Here is an 18,654-nt window from a genome sequence, read left to right as displayed (position 1 = left end):
GTAAAACCAAGTATCGCAATCGGGTCGGGGAGGCACGCATGGAGTTCCGGCAGTCCAGCAAGCTCAACGAGGTCTGCTACGAGATCCGGGGCCCGGTCATCGAGCACGCCAACGCCCTGGAGGAGGCGGGCCACAGCGTGCTCCGGCTCAACACGGGCAACCCCGCGCTCTTCGGCTTCGAGGCGCCGGAGGAGATCGTCCAGGACATGATCCGGATGCTGCCGCGCGCCCACGGCTACACCGACTCGCGCGGCATCCTGTCCGCCCGCCGTGCGGTGGCGCAGCGCTACCAGGACATGGGGATGACGGAGGTCGGGGTCGACGACGTCTTCCTCGGCAACGGCGTCTCCGAGCTGATCTCGATGGCCGTCCAGGCACTGCTGGAGGACGGTGACGAGGTCCTCGTCCCGTCCCCCGACTACCCGCTGTGGACCGCGGTGGTCACCCTCGCGGGCGGCCGTCCGGTGCACTACGTCTGTGACGAGGAAGCGGACTGGAACCCCGACCTGGCCGACCTCGCCTCGAAGATCACCGACCGCACCAAGGCCGTCGTGATCATCAACCCGAACAACCCGACCGGTGCCGTCTATCCGCGCGAGGTCCTCGAAGGCATCCTCGACCTGGCGCGCAGGCACCGCCTGATGGTCTTCGCCGACGAGATCTACGACCAGATCCTCTACGACGGCGCGGAGCACCACAGCGCGGCGATCCTCGCCCCCGACCTGGTCTGCCTCACTTTCAGCGGGCTGTCGAAGACGTACCGCGTGGCGGGTTTCCGCTCCGGCTGGCTGGTGGTGTCCGGTCCGCAGCAGCACGCCCGCGGCTACCTGGAGGGGCTCACGATGCTCGCCTCCATGCGCCTGTGCCCCAACGCGCCGGCGCAGTACGCCATTCAGGCCGCGCTCGGCGGCCGTCAGTCGATCCGGGAACTGGTCGCGCCCGGCGGCCGACTGCACGAGCAGCGCGACCGGGCCTGGGAGAAGCTGAACGAGATCCCCGGGGTCTCCTGCGTGAAGCCGAAGGGCGCGCTCTACGCGTTCCCGCGCCTGGATCCGAAGGTGCACCGCATCGTCGACGACGAGAAGTTCGTGCTGGACCTGCTGCTGCGGGAGAAGATCCAGGTCGTCCAGGGCACCGGTTTCAACTGGCCCCGCCCCGACCACTTCCGTATTCTCACCCTCCCGCACGCCGACGACCTCGACGCCGCGATCAGCCGCATCGGCCGCTTCCTCACCGGATACCGCCAGTGACCGGAGGCAACCGGTAAGCGGACGTAACCCGTCATCGGACGCCACCCGTGCCCGGACGCCACCAGTGATCGGACCTCGCCAGTGACCTGCTCAGCCTGCCGTTTCCCCGTCCGGACCCAGTTCGCCTCGCCATCCCTCGTCGGACCGATCGTGGAGGAGGGGCTCGATCCGGCCACCGACCCGGCATGGGCGGAATCGGGAGCGGCCTCCCCGGCGGAGTACGCCCGCTGGTCGGGCCATCTGTGCGGGATGACCTGTCTGCGCATGGCGCTCGGCGCCGATGCCCCCTCGCTGTTCGCGCTGCGCGACGGCGCGCTGCGTTACGGCGCCTACACCGAGGACGCGCGGGGCGGGATCCGGGGCCTGATCTACGCTCCCTTCGCCGAGTACGCCCGCGCGGCGCACGGGGTCGACGCCACGGTCCACCGCGAGCTGGCACCGGAGGAGCTGCCCGGCCTGCTGGACGCCGGGCGTGTGGTGATGGCCTCGGTGCACTACGCCATCCGGTATCCGGAGCGGCCGGCTCCGGGCCGGGGCGGGCATCTGGTGCTGCTGACCTCGCGGACGGCCGACGGCCGGGGCGTCCACTTCCACAATCCGTCAGGGACAACGGCCGGGACGCGGGCTGCGGAGCTGCCCCTCTCCGGCTTCGCGCGGTTCTTCGCGGGGCGCGGCGTGTCCATGAGGATGACCGGTGCCCGGCCGGAAGGGGGACCGGGCCCGGGAACGGGAGCGGGCCCGGGGGCGTAGCCGGCCCCCAGGCCCTGGTGTGCCACCCATACGGCACGCCGACACGTTTAAGGACCGGTGTCAGGTTGATGTCGCCGCGTCCTGCCTTTAGACGACCGCAGATCGAAGCTCTGCGAGCCGGAGTCGAACCGGCATCTCGACGCCCGTGGGCACTGGTCCGTTCGATTCGGCGATGGATGGCCCATGCTGAGTCTGGAGCAATAGTCTGAGATTGATCGCGGCCTGCCTCTGCCAGTTGGGCCACCCCGGCCCGCTCCCGTACGGTGTCGTACGGAGTGCCGGGGGGAGGACTCGAACCTCCACCGGAGCCGCGTCGTCACGACAAGCCTCAGTTTCAGCTTGCGCTCCTCGCGCACCCCGGCCGCAATGAGTCGGCCGGGGGGTCAATGGTCGGTCACCCGAAGAGGTAACCGAATACCGCATCACCCACCCGCTGGTCCGTGACCTCCACGCCGTTGGCCTCCTCGCGGGCGTACTTCACGGCCTGCTGGAGCTTCTCCACCCGGTCCAGCAGCTCGTTGACGCGGCGCGCGGGCAGGGCGCCGGAGAACTTCACCGTCGTCCAGTAGCCGATCGGGATGTCCTCGTAGTAGACCTCGACCTGGGCCGGGTGCTTGTCGGTGGCCTCCGCCTTCACATGGTTGCGGGGCACCTTCTTCGTACGGAGGGTCCGCACCGGCTCCGTCTTCCAGGAGTCCGTCGACGGGTCCTGGACCCATGCCTCGGCCGCGTCGAGCACCGGCAGCTTGCGGACGAAGGTGTTGAGGTCCGTGAGCTGCTTCTCCAGAAAGAGCAGGTACGAGACCGGGACGTCGCTCACGAGCACCCGCCCGTCGACCTTCACGTCCGCACGGGCCGTGCAGTTGGCCCAGTCCTTCGTGGCGGTCACATCGAAGAGCCGGGTCAGGGTCGCCGCGGTCTCCCGCAGCACGTCCTCGGCCTTGATCTGCACCAGCGTCGACTCGGGCGGAAGCTGCTCGCCCTCCTCGTCCTTCGGCTGGTACGTACGCGAGAGCCCGGCCAGGAGGCCCGCCTTCTGGAGGCCGTGATGAGCCGCCGTCAGGTCCTGGTGTGCCTTGGACTTGACGCCCTTCTCCACTGCGATGATCTGATTGAGTTTCGCCACACCGGGAACCTAGCAATCCAGCAACGAGCCCAACAAACGTATTTACGTATGGTCGTTCGCGGCAGGGAGACGAGCCGGGCCGGGCCGTACGGGTGGATTCCGCGCGAGGCCGCCGTGGACACCCATGTCCTGCCTCCGACCCCGGGCACTGCTTGCCACAGTGGCCGCGCGGACGTGCGCACCGCCGCACCCGCCCCTCCCCCTCTTCCCGGATCCCGCAGAAAGGCCCTGCCGTGCCCGTTCCTCCTCGCACCACCGGCTCCTCCGGCCCCTCCGGCCCCTCCGGCCCTTCCCGTCCGAAGCGGCGCACCGCGCTCACCGCGACGGCCGCCGCCGTGGCGGTACTGGCCGTGGGGACGCCCGTCGCGTACGCCACTCTCGGCACCGGTGGCTCCACCGCCCCGAAGGCCGCCGCGGCCGCCGCACCCGCCCTCGCGCGCGGCCGCGCGTACATCGAGACCCGGCTCCTCTTCGGCACCGAGCGCCCGGGCGGCGGGCCGGCGGTGACGGACCGCCAGTTCATGGCGTTCATCGACGAGGAGGTCACACCGCGCTTCCCGGACGGGCTGACCGTCCAGGACGGCCGGGGGCAGTGGCGGGACTCCCACGGCGTCATCGAGCGGGAACGCAGCTATGAGCTGACCCTGCTCTACCCCGTGTCCGAGGCCCGTGTGCGCGACGCCCGGATCGAGCGGATCCGCGACGCCTACGAGAGGACCTACGCCCAGGACTCGGTCGTCCGCGTCGATGAGCGCACCACCGCCGACTTCTGACCCGCGGCTTCTTCGCCGGCCGGTTCCTCCCGCGAGCAGCCGGACTCGGCTCGGGTTGCCCGTGGACACCCGCCGCCCCGCCGACCGCGCCGGAACCAGGACCGTCGGGTCGGGGTACTGTGCCGCGGCCGGGTACCGGACCCGCCACGCGCACGGAACGGGGCACGATCCACATGGGCACACCAGTACGGCATTTGACGGCCACGGCGGCGGACGGCCGGGAGTACACCGTCCGGATCGAACGGGACTTCCGGTACGAGCCGTACCGCGACTTCGTCGTCTGCGCGCACTGCGACTGGTCGCCGTCGCTGCTGACCACGCGGCGGATCGACGACATGGCCGCCGAGCACCTGGCGTCGGCGCACGGCGCCGAGGGGGCCCTGTCCCAGCGGGAGGACGAGGGGTTCCGCAAGGCGCGGCTGATCGTGCTGCCGATCGTCGCCGTGCTGCTGATCGCGCTCTTCGCCTGGCTCGAAAACTCCTGAGAGCCTGCCAACCCCCTTCAGTCCGGCGGCTCCTGACGGGCCGACAGCTCCTGGTGTTCCGGCGGCTCCCGGGCCGGGCAGCGGCGCGACGGGCTCCCGCCACGCCGGTCAGTCGCCGCTCAGCTCCATGAGCGCGTCCACCGGGTCGGTACGGGGGGTCGCGCGGGGCCACCAGTCGTCCTCCTCCGGCTCGGACTCGTAGCCGTACCAGCGGCCGTCGTGGCCGAAGCGGAGCTGGAGCGTGCCGCCGGGGTGGGTGAGGTGGTTGCGCCGGGGGTGGAACCGGGGGAAGCCGGCCGCCGAGAGCGCCGGGCGGGCCCGGTCGAACGGGCCCGCCGGAGGGTCCCAGACGGTTTCGAGGACGGCGAGCCCTTCGGCACCGCCCTGGCGCCAGGCCGCGACCGCGCGGGCCAGGTCGGTGGTGGTGCGGCCGGTGGCGTGGGCCAGCTCGCGGTAGAGCGCGCGGGTGGTGGCGGTGAGTCCGGCGGTGGGGCCGGAGGCGGCCAGCCGCACCGCGTCCTGCCAGGTGGTGAGCCCGGCGACCGGGTCGGCCCCGGTGGTGAGGAGCGCGTGCGCGCGGGAGGCCGCGTCCGTGGCGAGGTGGTCGAGGGCGAGCGGGTCGCGCGCCCCGGGCAGGCTCGGGTACGAGGGGGGCTGCGCGGGGTGCGGCGGCACCGGCAGCGGGGCGGGCGGCTGCGGGAGATAGCGGGCGGCGAGGGCCTCGGCGGCCGGGACGGACGGGATCTCGGGGGTCGCGGGGCGTTCCCGGGCGGAGTGGGCGGCGTTGCGGCGGCCGAGCTCCTCCAGCAGCTCCCGCTCGCCCCGGCCGCGCAGCAGGAGGAGGACGAACGGGTCGGCGTCCAGCAGCCGCGCCGTCTGGTAGCAGAGCGCGGCCACGTGCTTGCAGGGGCGGCCGTGGTCCGGGCAGGTGCAGTCGGGGTCGAGGTCCCCCGGGGCGGGCAGCAGCCCGATGCCGGACGCGGCCGCCGTGTCGGCCAGCGAGTGCGGCATCTCCTTGGTGAGCAGCGCGGCGAGGTGGCCGGGGCGGGCCGCGACGGCGTCGAGGAAGGTGTCCCAGTCGGGGTCGTCGAAGGCCCGCAGCCGCAGCTCGCAGCGGTAGGGGCGCACCCGGCTGCCGTGGACGTAGGCGACGACCCGGCCCGGGGTGACGGTGATCGCGGCGACCTTGCCGCTGTCGGCGTAGGCACGCCCCCGGGAGAGCCGGGCGTCGTCCATCGAGAGGGATTCCAGGGCGGCCACCCAGGCACGGCCCCACCAGCTGTCCGCGAAGGGCTCGTCGCCCCGCGAGGTGCGGGGCGGTACGGCCTCGAAGGTGCGGCGCAGGTCGTCGGGGCCGGGACGGGGACGCACCGCGGGGCGGCGGGGGGCCGGGGCGGTGTGCGGGCGGGGGCTCACGTCGGCCTCCGGAGCGAGACGAGGTCGGCCAGATCGCGGTCGCTGAGCTCGGTCAGGGCGCTCTCGCCGGTGCCGAGCACCGTGTCGGCCAGGGCGCGCTTGGCCTCCAGCAGCTCGCCGATCCGGTCCTCGACGGTGCCTTCCGCGATCAGCCGGTGGACCTGTACGGGCTGGGTCTGGCCGATGCGGTAGGCCCGGTCGGTGGCCTGTTCCTCGACGGCCGGATTCCACCAGCGGTCGTAGTGCACGACATGGGCGGCCCGGGTGAGGTTGAGGCCGGTACCCGCCGCCTTGAGGGAGAGCAGGAAGACGGGGACCTCGCCGGACTGGAACCGGTCCACCATCCGCTGCCGCTCGGCGACCGGTGTGCCGCCGTGCAGGAGCTGGGAGGGGACGCCCCGGGAGGTGAGGTGCGCGGAGAGGAGTCTGGCCATGGAGACGTACTGGGTGAAGACGAGGACGGAGCCGTCCTCGGCGAGGATCGTGTCGAGGAGCTCGTCGAGCAGGGCGAGCTTCCCGGAGCGGCCGACGAGCCGCGTCGGCTCCTCCTTCAGGTACTGCGCGGGGTGGTTGCAGATCTGCTTGAGCGAGGCGAGCAGCTTCATGACCAGGCCGCGCCGGGCCATGCCCTCGGACTCCTCGATGAAGGCCATCGTCTCGCGGACCGCCGCCTCGTAGAGCGTGACCTGCTCGCGGGTGAGGAAGACGGGGTGGTCGGTCACCGTCTTGGGCGGCAGCTCGGGGGCGATCCCCGGGTCGGACTTCCTGCGGCGCAGGAGGAAGGGCCGGACCAGGCGGGAGAGCCGTTCGACCGCCTCGTCGTTGTCGAGTCCGGCGGCCGTCCCGGAGCTCTCGACGATACGGGCGTGCCGGGCGCGGAACGCCTTGAGCGGGCCGAGCAGGCCGGGCGTGGTCCAGTCGAGCAGGGCCCACAGCTCGGAGAGGTTGTTCTCCACGGGGGTGCCGGTGAGGGCGACCCGGGCCGGGGCCGGGATGGTGCGCAGCGCCTTGGCGGTGGAGGACTGCGGGTTCTTCACGTGCTGTGCCTCGTCGGCGACGATCAGCCCCCAGCCGTGCCCGGCGAGCTGCGCGGCGCTGGAGCGCATCGTGCCGTACGTGGTGAGGACGAAGCCGCCGTCCGTTCCGTCGAGGGTGCGGTCGGTGCCGTGGAAGCGTCGAACCGGTACGCCGGGGGCGAAGCGGCCGATCTCGCGGTGCCAGTTGCCCAGGAGGGAGGCGGGGCAGATGACCAAGGTGGGTTCGGGGCGGGCCCGGTGGAGGTGGAGGGCGATGAGGGTGATCGTCTTGCCCAGGCCCATGTCGTCGGCGAGGCAGCCGCCCAGGCCGAGGGAGGTCATCCGGTCCAGCCAGGCGAGGCCGCGCAGCTGGTAGTCGCGGAGCGTGGCGGCCAGACCCGGCGGCGGGGCGACGGTGGCGCCGTCGTCGGTGATACGGGTGCGGAGCGCGGCCAGCGCGCCGACCGGCACCGCCTCGACCTGTTCCCCGTCGACCTCGGCGGTGCCGGTCAGGGCGACGGCGAGGGCGTCGACCGGATCGAGCAGGCCCAGCTCCCGCTTGCGTGCCTTGCGTACGAGCGCGGGGTCGACGACGACCCAGCGGTCCCGCAGGCGTACCACCGGGCGGTGGGCCTCCGCGAGGACGTCCATCTCGGCCTCGGTGAGCCGGTCGTCGCCCAGCGAGAGCTGCCAGTCGAAGGCGAAGAGCCGGTCGGCGTCGAAGAACGAGGTGCCGTCGGTGGCCGAGCCGGGCGCGGGCCGGACCACGGCGGTGGCGGTGAGCGAGCGGACGAGGTCCCGGGGCCAGTGGACGCTCACCCCGGCCGCCGCCAGCCGGGCCCCGGCGTCGCCGAGCAGCTCGTACAGCTCGTCCTCCGTCAGGGCGAGCACATCGGGCACCGGCTGGTCCAGCAGCCGCTCCAGCGGGCCCCAGACGCGGGCCGCCCGGCGCAGGGCGAGCACGGCGTCGACCCGGGCGCGGGGGCCGAACGGCTCGCCCGCCTCCCCGTTCCACAGCGCGGCGGCGTCGGTGACGTGGGTGGGGTCGGCGAGGCTGTGCACCTGGGTGACCGCGGCGGCGGCATGGCGGGCGCCGGACGGCTCCGAAGCGCCCTGCGGGCCGGTGTCGTCGCGGGCGCCGGGGGCCGCGTCGGGGCCGGAGGTGTCGAAGAGTTCGAAGGCCGACAGGTCGAGCCGGAGCGAGACCCGTACCCCCGCGTCGAGGCCGGACGCCGCCTCGACCGCCCAGGCGCGGGCGTCCGGCAGGTGCTGGGCCTCGCGGGCGGCGAACGGGGCGCCCATCGCGTACGCCGCGGCGGGCGTACGGGGCAGGGTGTCGGCGACGGCGTCGAGAAACGCGCCGACCAGCCACTGGGGGTCGGCGACCCGGAGCGGGGCGCGGTCCGGCAGCGGGACCGCGTTGCCCTCCGGCGGCAGGGCCGCGGCGACGGCCCTGAGGTGGGCGACGTCCTCGGCGTCGCGCGGGCCGGCCCGCCAGGCGTCGTGGTCCTCGCTGGTCAGCCCGGGGAGGAGGCGGCCGCGCGCGGCCAGATGGAGCGCCTGGAGCGCGGCGGCGCCCCAGCACCGCGTGGCGGGATGGGCCGATGCCCGGTGCCGGGCCCGGACGAGCAGCGGCAGCGCGTCGGCGACGGGCAGCAGCACCGCGGGGACCTCGCACCCGCGCACCCCGTCCCCGTACGGGCGGACGACGGTGATCTCGGCCGTACGCGCACCGGGAGCCGGGCCCTCCGGGTCGGCGGGGTTCCGGCAGATCTCGGCCGGGTCCGGGAGCGGGCCGCCGTCCGGATCCCAGAAGGCGACGCTGCCGTCCCTCGGCAGCGGCGCGGGCAGGAACACGGCGGCACAGCTCAGCAGGCGGGCAGCGGAAACGTCCTGCTGCCGGTGGTGTGCCGCGCCCATCTCCACGCCTCCCCTCCCGCTCCGGCCGCCGTGACCGTCGTACTCCCGATGACTCCTGCCGAGTCTAGGCGGGGGGTCCGACAACCGACCGGGCGGCCAGGCGTCCCCGCAGGTCAGAGACGGTACGGAGCGGGAGGGAGCGGCCCGGGGTCAGTGCCGGGCGAGCGGCTTCGGCCGGGGGGAACGCGCCGCGGAACGCAGCGGCGGCTGCGGCTTCGGCCGGGCGGGCCGCTGCTGCTGCGCGGGCTGCTGTTGTACGGACTGCTGCGGTGCGGCCTGCTGTGCGGGGGCCTGCTCAGGCGGCGCGGGCGACGGTGCCGCTTCCGGCTGGGCGGCCCGTTCCAGGAAGCGGAGCAGCTCCACCGGGAACGGCAACACCAGCGTCGAGTTCTTCTCCGCCGCGACCGCCACCACGGTCTGCAGCAGCCGCAGTTGGAGCGCGGCGGGCTCCGCCGACATCGCGCCCGCCGCCTCGGCGAGCTTCTTCGACGCCTGGAGTTCGGCGTCCGCGTTGATGACCCGGGCGCGCCGCTCACGGTCGGCCTCGGCCTGGCGGGCCATGGAGCGCTTCATCGTCTCCGGCAGCGAGACGTCCTTGATCTCCACCCGGTCGATCTGCACGCCCCAGCCGACCGCGGGGCTGTCGATCATGAGCTCCAGGCCCTGGTTCAGCTTCTCCCGGTTGGACAGCAGATCGTCCAGGTCGCTCTTGCCGATGATGGACCGCAGCGAGGTCTGCGCCATCTGCGAGACCGCGAACCGGTAGTCCTCGACCTGGATCAGGGCGCTCGCCGCGTCGACCACCTTGAAGTAGATGACCGCGTCCACCCGTACCGTCACGTTGTCCCGGGTGATCCCGTCCTGCGCCGGGACCGGCATCGTCACGATCTGCATGTTGACCTTGCGCAGCCGCTCGATGCCGGGCAGCACCATGGTGAAGCCGGGGCCGCGCACGTCGTCGCGGAGCCTGCCGAGCCTCAGCACGACGCCCCGCTCGTACTGCTTGACGACCTTGGCCCCCGCTGCCGCGTACAGCACGACGGCCGAGATCGCCGCCACTATCGCGATCACGAGCTCCTGGACCATGACGGCCCCCTGAAAGCCGGAAACCACCTGGAGCGTCCCAGGTGAACGAGTCAGTCGCTGATACCACGGTATGCCGGAAATCACCCCATGTGAACATGGCCCGGCAAGACCGTCCCCCGCCCGGCCGCGCAGCGGATGCCGCGGCCCCGGCGAGCGGGCAGGGTGGCCAGCGTCGGACGAAACGCCCCGGCCGGGACAGGACGGGGAAGCTCCGGACAGGACAGTCGGACGTATCAGCCCCGCACGAGCGACAGACAGACGAGGATCCGCCCATGCCCGTGATCGCCCATCGACGCCGCCGCCTCGGCATCGCGGCCGGGACCGCGCTCCTGACCCTCACCGTCGCAGGCTGCTCCGGCCTCGGCCGGACCGCGGTCGGGCCGGTCATCTACTCGACGCAGCGGAACGCGGTGGTCACGATCAACAGCCCGCCCGTGAAGGGGTGCCACCGGCTCGCCCCGGGTGCGAAGGCGATCACCAACAACACGCTGGTCGACCTCGTCCTCTACCGCACGCGCGACTGCACCGGCCCGGGCACGACCTACCTCGGACGGTCGCTCAGCGACGTCAAGGCACCGCCCGCCCTGCTCTGGCGCAGCTTCACGACGGTCCACTGACCGCGTCGGCCGGGACCGCTCCTTCAGGGAACGACCCGCACGGGCACGGCACGCACCCAGATGCCGTCGTCCGTGAGGTACCGGTCGACGGCCAGCCCGGCCTCCGCCAGACATGCCTCGAACCGCTCCTTCGACAGCTCCCGCGACCGGAACGTCTGCGTCCACCGCGCGTCGTCGAAGACGTACTCCACGTGGATGGAGTCCACCCCGTCGCCCACCGGCTCCGCGGAGACGATCCGTACGGTGTGGCCCTCCGGGTAGGTCCGCTCCTTCGGCAGGTCCAGGCGGTAGTCGGCGCCCTCGCGCTGGAGAAGCACGACGCCGCCGTCCGCGACGTGTCCGCGGCAGGTGCGCAGCAGCCCGTCGCGGACCCGCTCGTCGCCCGCGTGGACCAGGAACGAGGCCAGCATCACCACGTCGAACCGCTCCTTGCCGAGGTCCAGCGACTCGATCGGGGCGCACACGGTACGGACGGCGCCCCGCACGTGCTCCAGCATCTGTGGGGACTCGTCCACGGCGGTGACCCGGAAACCCCGCTCGGCCAGCGGACCGGTCACCCGGCCCACTCCGCAGCCCAGCTCCAGGATGCTCGCCCCGGCGGGCACGGCCGCGGCGATCACGTCCGGCTCGTCCCTCACCGGCAGCCGCCGGTACAGCTCGACGGCGCAGCCGTCCGGCGTGATCGCGCCGGGACCCGTACCCGTATAGCCCTCACGTACCCGTTGTCCGCTCATGTGCGGTCGAACGAACGGCCGCCCGGCGGGGTTCCGTCCGCGCCCCCGCTCACACCGAACGGCGGGCCACCAGCGCCGCGCTGAGGTGCTGGAGATCGGCCGGGCGGGCCGGGGAGAGCCCGGTCAGCCGGTCGATGCGGCGGATCCGGTAGTCGACGGTGTTGGGGTGGATGTGCAGGGCCGCCGCGGTGGCCCGCCGGTCCAGGCCCAGTTCGAGGTAGGTCTCCAGGGTGCGCAGCAGCTCCGGCTTCGCCTCCAGCGGGTCCAGGAGCCGCGCGAGCCCGCGCAGGGCCTCGCTGGGGCGGCTGAGCTGGTACTCCAGCAACACATCGGCCAGCCGGTACAGGCCCGGTGGCCGTCCGGTACGGACGACCAGCTCGACGATCTCGGTGTTGCGGGCCACGGCGGACGGCACCGCCTCCGGTTCGGCGGTCTCCGCCGCGGCCGTGATGGGCACCCCGGCCGCGCGGGCCGCCTCCTCGATCAGCTCGGACAGCCCGCCCGGCCCGTGCCAGCGCGGCGGCCCGGCGGCGGGCAGCAGCACCGTGCCGCCGGAGGCGTCGAGGGCGGTGAGCACCGGCGTACCGGCGAAGTGGTCCAGGGCCGTGCGGACGCGGCGGATCTTGCGCCGGGCGGCGACGCCCGCGCCCGGCCCCGGCGGCTGGTTCAGCTCGTCGGGGTGCGGGGCCAGCGAGAGCGTCATCGTGAGGTAGCGGGCGGCCGGGCGCAGTCCGGTGCGGTGGGCGAACCGGTCCAGGGGTTCGCCGGTCAATAGCGCGGCCATCAGAGCGTGCCGGCCGCCGTGGTCCTGGCTGTCGAGGATCTGCCGGGCCTCCAGGTACGCGCCGCTGACGGCGGAGGTCAGCTGCTGCTGGAGGACCATGATGCGGTCCATGATCTCCAGGACCGTGGGCAGGTCGCCGGGGAGCGCCCCCTTCGCGGTCTCCTGCCAGCACATCGCGGTGCCGACCTGGTAGGCGGTGAGGATCGCGTCCAGCGGCACGCCCTCCTCGGCGCGCTGGGCCGCGGAGTCGCGCTGCTGGGCGAGTTCGGCGTCGGTGGCGGGGCGGCGGTGCTCGACGACATCGGCGAAGAGCCGCAGATTGTGCTGGACGATGTCGGCGATGTCGCCGGAGATCTCCTCGTGCGGCAGGTCGGCGTAGACCGGCAGATCGGCGAGGAGCCGGGCCACGACCCGGCCGGTCAGGGCGGGCACCCGGGCTCTCAGCTGGGCGGCCACCGGACGCCCGGCGATGGCCAGCGGCCGGCCCTTCGGCCCTTCCGTGGTGCCGGACTCCCCCGTGGCGACGGGCGGCCGGTTGTCACGCGTCACAAGTTCCCCCGCGGAAGTCTGCGTTACCCACCAGTTAAACGACGGCACCCGAGTCTGCATGATGGCCCGCGTCACACGCCATGCCACGTCCCGCCCCCACCGTCGGAGGATGTTGTGAACCTGCCCCAGAACAAGGGTTTCTGTCGGACCGTCAGAACTGCTGCCGGGGTGCTCTCCCTGGCCGGTCTGGCCGTGGGGACGGGTGCGGTTCCGGCCTCCGCCGCCGAGGCCGGTGCCCTCTCCTACGTCGCGCTCGGCGACTCGATGGCCTCCGGTCCGCTCATCCCGGACTTCACGGGCCCGCTGGCCTGCGGCCGCTCCACGCACAACTATCCGCACGAGCTCGCCTCCCGGCTCGGCGCGTCGCTGACCGACGTGACCTGCAGCGGCGCCGCGTCCAAGCACATGACCGAGGCGCAGTCGCTGTCGGTGCTCGACATCCCGATGGGTTCGGCGCCGCCCCAGTTCGACGCGCTGCGCGCCGACACCGACCTGGTCACGCTGACCATCGGCGGCAACGACGCCGGCCTGGTCGGCATCGCGCAGAAGTGCACCACCCTCGACCCGAACGCCACTCCGTGCAAGGAGAAGTACAACGAGGGCGGGGTGGACCAGATCGGGCAGCGCATCGCCGCGTTCGCGCCGAAGCTCGGCACCGTGCTGGACGCGATCCACCAGCGCTCGCCGCAGGCCCGGGTGATCGTCACGGGGTACGGGCTGTACATCAAGCCCGGCGGCTGCTGGCCGCTCCAGCCGGTGCTCCCGGTGGACGCCGACTTCCTCCAGGGCAGCGTCGACCGGATGAACACGGTGATCGCCGAGCAGAGCGCCGCGCACGGCGCCGAGTACATCGACCTCGCCACCCCCAGCAAGGGCCACGACTCCTGCCAGGCCCCGTCGGACAAGTGGGTCGAGGGGTACGTACCGACCGCGGCCGCCGCCCCGCTGCACCCCAACAAGAGGGGCGAGGCCAACTACGCCGCCATCATCGGCGCGCACATCCAGGGGAGCTGACCGGCCTTGCGTCACCGTCTGCTGCGCGGGCTGCTGGCGGTGGCGCTCGGCGCCGCCGCCCTGCTCGTCCCGGACGCCCCCGCGGCCCGCGCCGCCGGGGCGTCCGGGGCGGGCTGCGACCCGCTGGCCCCCACCGAGTGCCTGCTGCCGTTCCCGAACGACTGGTACACCCGGCCCGATCCGGCCACCGACACCGGCCGCCGGGTCGCCTTCGACACCGCCGCGCTGCCGCCCGGCGCCGCCGGCCGCCCCGTCGACCCGACGGCCTGGAACCGCTCCGACGGCTTCTCCCCCGGCTCGACGCTGATCGCGCACGTCCCCGGCCTCGACCCGGCGGCCACCGGAACGGCCCCGCTCACCGACATCGGCCGCTCCCTCGCCCCGGACGCCCCGGTGGTCCTGCTGGACACCACGACCGGCCGGCGGTGGCCGTACTGGGCCGAGGCCGACGCCAACGCCACCGACCCCGCCCGCCGGGCCCTGCTGATCCACCCCGCCCGCAACCTCCACGAGGGCCACCACTACGCCGTGGCCCTGCGCGGCCTCCGGGACCGGGCCGGGGACACGATCCCGGCCGCCGCACCGTTCGCGGCCGTCGCCGGAGCGGCCCTGCCCACCGGGCACCCGCTGCGCGCCCGGCAGGACCGGCTGCGGCCCGCGCTGACGGCGCTGCGCCGGGCCGGGGTACGGACCGAAGGGCTCTACCTCGCCTGGGACTTCACCGTCGCGAGCACCCGGAGCCTCAGCGGTGACCTCTTCGCCGTGCGCGACGACGCGTTCCGCCGGCTCGGCGGCCGGTCACCGGCGTACACCGTCACCGGTGTCACCGACTTCACCGCCGAGCAGGACCCCCGGATCGCCCGCGAGGTGACCGGCCGGATCGAGGTGCCCGGCTACCTGGACGAGCCCGGCGGCCCGCCCGGCTCCGTACTGCACCGCGGCCGCGACGGGCTGCCCCGGCACCTGGCGGGCAGCACCCAGCTCGCCGAGTTCCGGTGCGAGATACCGCGTTCCGCGTTCCGGTCCCCCGCCCACCCGGCGCTCTACGGGCACGGCCTCCTCGGCCGCCGCGCGGAGGTCGGCGCGGGCAACGTCAAGGACATGGCGGCGGAGCACAACTTCACCTTCTGCGCGACGGACTGGATCGGGATGGCCGAGGCGGACATCCCCGTGGTGGTCGGCGCGCTGACCGATCCCAGCCTCTTCCCGGCCGTCCCCGAACGCACCGAACAGGGCCTGCTGAACGCCCTCTTCCTCGCCCGCGCCCTGATCCACCCCGCCGGGCTGACCGCCGACCCCGCCTTCCGCGACACGAACGGCCGACCGCTCGTCGACATCCGGCGCGGCATCGGCTACGACGGGAACAGCCAGGGCGGGATCCTCGGCGGGGCCCTGCTCGCCGCCTCGCCCGACATCCGGCGCGGCGTCCTCGGCGTCACCGGCATGAACTACGGCCTGCTCCTCAACCGCAGCGCCGACTTCGCACCGTTCCAGCAGATCCTGGACGCCTCCTACCCGGACAAGCTGCGCCAGCAGATCGTGCTCCAGCTCTTCCAGATGGTCTGGGACCGCGGCGAGACCAACGGCTACGCGGCCCACCTCACCGACCGCCACCAGGTGCTGATGCACATCGCGTACGGGGACCACCAGGTCGCCAACGCCGCCGCCGAGGTGGAGGCGCGCACCATCGGCGCCCGGCTGATCACCCCGGCCCTCGCCCCCGGCCGCAGCCCGGACACCGTCCCGTACTGGGGCATCGGGCGGCTCGGGCGCGACCAACTCCCGTACCGGGGCTCGGCGATGACGGTGTGGGACAGCGGCACCCCTTCCCCGCCGGTCACCAACACCCCGCCCACCGGGCCGGAGTACGGCCACGACCCGCACTCCGATCCCCGCAACTCTTCGGACGCGCGTCGGCAGAAGGCCACCTTCCTGACCACCGGCCGTGTCATCAATGTCTGCGGCGCCGCACCGTGCACCGCCGCCCCCACCTCCTGACCCCCCGCCACGCCCCGACCGGGGCGCAGACAAGGAGCATCATGCGCACGCACCGCATCGCCCAGGCAGCCGTCGCGGCCGCCCTGCTCACCGGCACACTGCTCACCCCGCCCGCGCTCGCCGCCACCGCCGACCGGGCCCCCGCGGCGAGCGCGCAGGCCGCCACGCGGGCCGCCGTGCCGTTCACCTCGGCCACCGCGAAGCGCACCGCCGACGGCGGCTACACGCTCTCCTGGGCGTCCGGCGCCGGATCGGTCACCGTCACCGCCACCACCTCCCCCGACGCCACCACCGGCGCCCCGGTGGGCACCGCGCCCGGCACCGGCTCGCTGACCGTCCCCGCCGGGACCCTCGCCGGACCCACACGCTGGTACTTCCGCCTGGTGCCGGACAGCGGCTCCCCGCTCGTCGTCGCCGAGCGCTCGGCCGGCATCGACTCCGCCCGCAACTTCCGGGACATCGGCGGCTACCGCACCGCCGACGGCCGCTGGGTGCGCCCCGGCCTGGTCTACCGCTCCAACAAGATCAACAAGCTCAGCGACGCCGAGCAGCAGCAGCTGCTCTCCCAGCGCCTCACCCTCGACATCGACCTCCGCAACGCCGTGGAGCGGTACCAGGACCCGGACCGGCTGCCCGCCGGGGTGACGTACCAGGTCGCCGACGTCGTCACGCTCGACCACGGCATCCGCTTCCACGACTCGGCGCTGATGACGCTGGCCGAGGCCATCGCGGCCGGGCTGTTCTCCGGCTCGTCCGACCTCGGCCAGTCCATCGGCTACCCGTTCATGGTCAACTTCGTGGGCGCCGACTACGCCTTCCGCGACCTCGTCACCGCCGTCGCGAACAACGACTCCGGCGCCACGGTCTACCACTGCAGCTCGGGCAAGGACCGCACCGGCTGGAGCACCGCCGTCCTGCTCACCCTGCTCGGCGTCCCGCGCGAGACCGTCGAGGCGGACTTCCTCGCCAGCAACGACTACCTGGGCAACCCGAAGGCCGTCGAACTGAGCTGGCTGCGCGCCGCGTTCGACCAGGTCGACAAGATCTACGGCGACTTCGACAGCTACGTCAGCAAGGGACTGCGGATCGACGACGCCACGGTGGCCAAGCTGCGCGCCAAGCTCCTCACCGACTGACGCGCCGCCCGCCCCCGGCGTACCGGCGGACGGCGCTCCCGTCCCGTCAGTACGCCGGGTACCGGCCGGCCGGCCAGGCCACCGTGCCCTCGAACTCCAGGCAGAGGTCGTCGGCCAGCTCGCCGATGACCGCCCGGCCCTCGGTCGCCACCAGCCAGGACGCCGGAAGGTGCACGTCGCCGTGGCGGGCGCCGAGCAGGTTGCCGCAGACCGAGCCGGTGGAATCGCTGTCGCCCGAGTGGTTGACCGAGAGCCGCAGCGCCTCGGCGACCTGGTCCGCGCCGGGCAGCACCAGCGCGGCGTACACGGCGATGGCCAGCGCCTCCTCGGCCACCCAGCCCGCCCCCAGGCTCTCCGCCTTCTCGCCGGTCGGCGCGCCCCGCGCGGCCAGGTCGAGGGCGGCCCGCAGCGCCGTGGAGGTCTCCTCGTGGCCCGGGTGGCGGCGCAGCAGCTCCATGGCCCGCAGCACGGCGCCCTCCGTCGAGTCGCCCTCCAGGAGGTGGGCGACGATCGCGGCGAAGGCCCCGGCCGCGTACGCGCCGGTCGGGTGGCCGTGGGTGATCTGCGCGCACCAGTAGGCCAGCCGGAACGCCTCGTCGGGGTCGAGCCCCACCAGCCCGAAGGGGGCCGAGCGCATCACCGTGCCGCACCCCTTGGAGCCGGTGTTGACGGGGCCGTGCCCGCCGAGGCGGTCGGCCGGTTCGGGGACGTGGCCGGTGGCGAGCCCGGTCAGGCAGGCGTTTCCGGGGGCGCGGCGCGCGTAGAGCCAGGGCTGCTGCCGGAGCCAGCCGGTCCGTACCGGGTCGTCGCCACCCCGGGCCGGCGGCGCGGGGTGGGTCTGGGTGTCCAGCCAGCGCAGATAGGCGTTCCGCACGGTACGGGCCGTGGCCCCGCCGTCGTGGTGGCCGCCCTGGCCGCTCCCCTTCGCCATCGCCAGGGAGTGGGCCCTGATCAGCGCTTCCGCGGTGAACAGGGTCATCTGTGTGTCGTCCGTGACCCGCCCGACGACGCCCTCGTCGTCCGGGAGGAGCCCCGGAACGCCGTGCTCGCCGTGGGCGCGCCGGATCCCGGCCAGGGACAGGAACTCCACCGGGTTGCCCAGCGCGTCCCCGATCGCCCCGCCCAGCAGACAGCCCCGCACCCTTGCCCGGCGGCCGGTGCGGTCCTCCCACGATGTGCCGTTCACGCGCGTTCCCCTCGATCAGACGTCGCCTGCGCCGAAACACCGTCGCGGGTCCATCCTGGTAGGAGAGGCGATGCTCCATGCGTACCGGCAATGAACCGATGACGGCCCGCAGCCCGTTGCGGCTGCGGCTCTGGCTGAGTCTATGGGGCCTGGCCTGGGCCCTCTTCGGCCTGGTCGCCTTCACCCTGGCCGACCGGGACGGCTGGGCCGTCGCCTGCGGACTGCTGCTCCTGCTGGTCCTGGTGGACCTGGCGGTGATCGTCCACCACATGCGCCAGGGCCCGCACTACCAGCCGGGCCGCAGGATCCCGCCGTACGAGCCCGACCACGGCGGACGCGGGCGGTACGGGCACTGAGCGGGGCCGGCGCCCGGTGGCGGCCGCCGCCCGCTCAGTCCTGCGCCGGGAAGCGGGCCGCCTTCAGGTACTCCGGGTTCGGGTCCAGCGCCGCCGCCAGCCGGAAGTGCCGGGCGGCCCGGTCGGTGCGGCCGGACCGCTCGAAGGTGCGGGCCAGCGCGAAGTGCGCGAAGGCGTTGTCCGGCTCGCGCTCCAGGACCAGCTCGAATTCGAGCTCGGCGGGGCGGAGCTGGGCGGCGGCGAAGAAGGCGCGGGCCCGCAGCAGCCGGGCCGCGGTGTTCTCCGGATGGGCCGCGATCACCGAATCCAGCAGCTTCACCGCGCCTCGCGGATCACGCGCGTCCAGCAGCCGTTCGGCCGCGCGGAAGTCGATGACGTCGGTCTCCGGGGTCCTCTCGGGCACGCTCTCGTCCTTCCCTCCGGGCCTCACGGTCGCGTCGCACACGAAACCTGGCCCC

At 73.6% G+C, this 18,654-nt stretch carries 17 protein-coding genes and 1 pseudogene; 9 read left to right on the top strand and 9 right to left on the bottom strand.

Translation table 11 applies throughout. From position 1 onward, the window contains the following. The first annotated feature begins 38 nt into the window (after positions 1–38). Both ACF08W_RS08605 and ACF08W_RS08600 read left to right on the top strand, forming a co-directional pair. A complete protein-coding gene (locus ACF08W_RS08605) occupies positions 39–1,250 on the top strand; it encodes a pyridoxal phosphate-dependent aminotransferase (protein WP_392278829.1) in 1,212 nt (403 codons plus the stop codon). Between the two features lie 81 nt (positions 1,251–1,331). Beyond that, entirely contained in the window at positions 1,332–2,000 is a 669-nt protein-coding gene (locus ACF08W_RS08600) for a peptidase (protein ID WP_392278828.1), read from the top strand. A 276-nt stretch (positions 2,001–2,276) separates the two neighbouring features. Here the strand turns inward: ACF08W_RS08600 and ACF08W_RS08595 are convergent. Together ACF08W_RS08595 and ACF08W_RS08590 are read right to left on the bottom strand one after the other, a co-directional pair. After that, positions 2,277–2,362, bottom strand: a pseudogene (locus ACF08W_RS08595). 32 nt (positions 2,363–2,394) lie between these two features. Continuing rightward, on the bottom strand, positions 2,395–3,126 hold the full coding sequence (locus ACF08W_RS08590) for a hypothetical protein (protein WP_385211426.1): 732 nt from the start codon (positions 3,124–3,126) through the stop codon (positions 2,395–2,397). 233 nt (positions 3,127–3,359) lie between these two features. Between ACF08W_RS08590 and ACF08W_RS08585 the strand changes: the two genes are divergently transcribed. Beyond that, a complete protein-coding gene (locus tag ACF08W_RS08585) occupies positions 3,360–3,899 on the top strand; it encodes a DUF3574 domain-containing protein (RefSeq protein ID WP_392278827.1) in 540 nt (179 codons plus the stop codon). A gap of 173 nt (positions 3,900–4,072) precedes the next feature. Then, on the top strand, positions 4,073–4,384 hold the full coding sequence (locus tag ACF08W_RS08580) for a hypothetical protein (protein ID WP_385211422.1): 312 nt from the start codon (positions 4,073–4,075) through the stop codon (positions 4,382–4,384). A gap of 108 nt (positions 4,385–4,492) precedes the next feature. Here the strand turns inward: ACF08W_RS08580 and ACF08W_RS08575 are convergent, their stop codons facing one another. The 3 genes from ACF08W_RS08575 to ACF08W_RS08565 form a co-directional block, all read right to left on the bottom strand. Further along, positions 4,493–5,800, bottom strand: a complete 1,308-nt coding sequence (locus tag ACF08W_RS08575; RefSeq protein ID WP_352275000.1) for an SWIM zinc finger family protein — start codon at positions 5,798–5,800, stop codon at positions 4,493–4,495. Continuing rightward, positions 5,797–8,736: a DEAD/DEAH box helicase gene (locus tag ACF08W_RS08570; protein ID WP_392278826.1), complete on the bottom strand. Its 2,940-nt coding sequence runs from the start codon at positions 8,734–8,736 to the stop codon at positions 5,797–5,799. The genes ACF08W_RS08575 and ACF08W_RS08570 overlap by 4 nt, the downstream gene beginning before the upstream one ends. 150 nt (positions 8,737–8,886) lie before the next feature. Then, on the bottom strand, positions 8,887–9,822 hold the full coding sequence (locus tag ACF08W_RS08565; RefSeq protein ID WP_392278825.1) for a slipin family protein: 936 nt from the start codon (positions 9,820–9,822) through the stop codon (positions 8,887–8,889). 272 nt (positions 9,823–10,094) lie between these two features. On the opposite strand from ACF08W_RS08565, the gene ACF08W_RS08560 reads away from it, so the two are divergent. After that, complete coding sequence (locus ACF08W_RS08560; protein ID WP_352274997.1) at positions 10,095–10,439, top strand: hypothetical protein; 345 nt, start codon at positions 10,095–10,097, stop codon at positions 10,437–10,439. A gap of 23 nt (positions 10,440–10,462) precedes the next feature. On the opposite strand, the gene ACF08W_RS08555 is transcribed toward ACF08W_RS08560, so the two are convergent. Together ACF08W_RS08555 and ACF08W_RS08550 are read right to left on the bottom strand one after the other, a co-directional pair. Beyond that, positions 10,463–11,173 carry a class I SAM-dependent methyltransferase gene (locus ACF08W_RS08555; RefSeq protein WP_392278824.1) on the bottom strand — a complete coding sequence of 237 codons (711 nt, stop codon included), beginning with the start codon at positions 11,171–11,173 and terminating at the stop codon, positions 10,463–10,465. 49 nt (positions 11,174–11,222) lie between these two features. Continuing rightward, entirely contained in the window at positions 11,223–12,434 is a 1,212-nt protein-coding gene (locus ACF08W_RS08550) for a PucR family transcriptional regulator (protein ID WP_392278867.1), read from the bottom strand. Positions 12,435–12,620: 186 nt separating this feature from the next. On the opposite strand from ACF08W_RS08550, the gene ACF08W_RS08545 reads away from it, so the two are divergent. Genes ACF08W_RS08545 through ACF08W_RS08535 form a run of 3 tightly spaced genes read left to right on the top strand, consistent with a single transcriptional unit; the run spans position 12,621 to position 16,654 of the window. After that, positions 12,621–13,520 (top strand): SGNH/GDSL hydrolase family protein, encoded by a 900-nt coding sequence (locus ACF08W_RS08545; RefSeq protein WP_392278823.1) that lies wholly within the window; start codon positions 12,621–12,623, stop codon positions 13,518–13,520. Between the two features lie 6 nt (positions 13,521–13,526). Then, the gene (locus ACF08W_RS08540; RefSeq protein ID WP_392278822.1) at positions 13,527–15,518 is read left to right on the top strand and encodes a hypothetical protein; all 1,992 of its coding nucleotides are present in this window, start codon (positions 13,527–13,529) and stop codon (positions 15,516–15,518) included. A gap of 41 nt (positions 15,519–15,559) precedes the next feature. After that, a complete protein-coding gene (locus ACF08W_RS08535; protein WP_392278821.1) occupies positions 15,560–16,654 on the top strand; it encodes a tyrosine-protein phosphatase in 1,095 nt (364 codons plus the stop codon). A gap of 46 nt (positions 16,655–16,700) precedes the next feature. Here ACF08W_RS08535 and ACF08W_RS08530 read toward each other — a convergent pair whose 3' ends face one another. Then, positions 16,701–17,840 (bottom strand): ADP-ribosylglycohydrolase family protein, encoded by a 1,140-nt coding sequence (locus tag ACF08W_RS08530; RefSeq protein ID WP_392278820.1) that lies wholly within the window; start codon positions 17,838–17,840, stop codon positions 16,701–16,703. Positions 17,841–17,917: 77 nt separating this feature from the next. Here ACF08W_RS08530 and ACF08W_RS08525 point away from each other — a divergent pair, with 77 nt between their 5' ends. Continuing rightward, positions 17,918–18,196 (top strand): DUF6343 family protein, encoded by a 279-nt coding sequence (locus tag ACF08W_RS08525; protein WP_352274991.1) that lies wholly within the window; start codon positions 17,918–17,920, stop codon positions 18,194–18,196. A 34-nt stretch (positions 18,197–18,230) separates the two neighbouring features. Here ACF08W_RS08525 and ACF08W_RS08520 read toward each other — a convergent pair whose 3' ends face one another. Then, positions 18,231–18,599: a tetratricopeptide repeat protein gene (locus ACF08W_RS08520; RefSeq protein WP_352274990.1), complete on the bottom strand. Its 369-nt coding sequence runs from the start codon at positions 18,597–18,599 to the stop codon at positions 18,231–18,233. Positions 18,600–18,654 lie beyond the last annotated feature (55 nt).

The sequence above is a fragment of the Streptomyces sp. NPDC015144 genome, assembly GCF_043079735.1.
Taxonomy (GTDB): domain Bacteria; phylum Actinomycetota; class Actinomycetes; order Streptomycetales; family Streptomycetaceae; genus Streptomyces.
The sequence above is the reverse complement of the archived record's forward strand: the minus strand, read 5'-3'. Positions and strand labels throughout refer to the sequence as shown.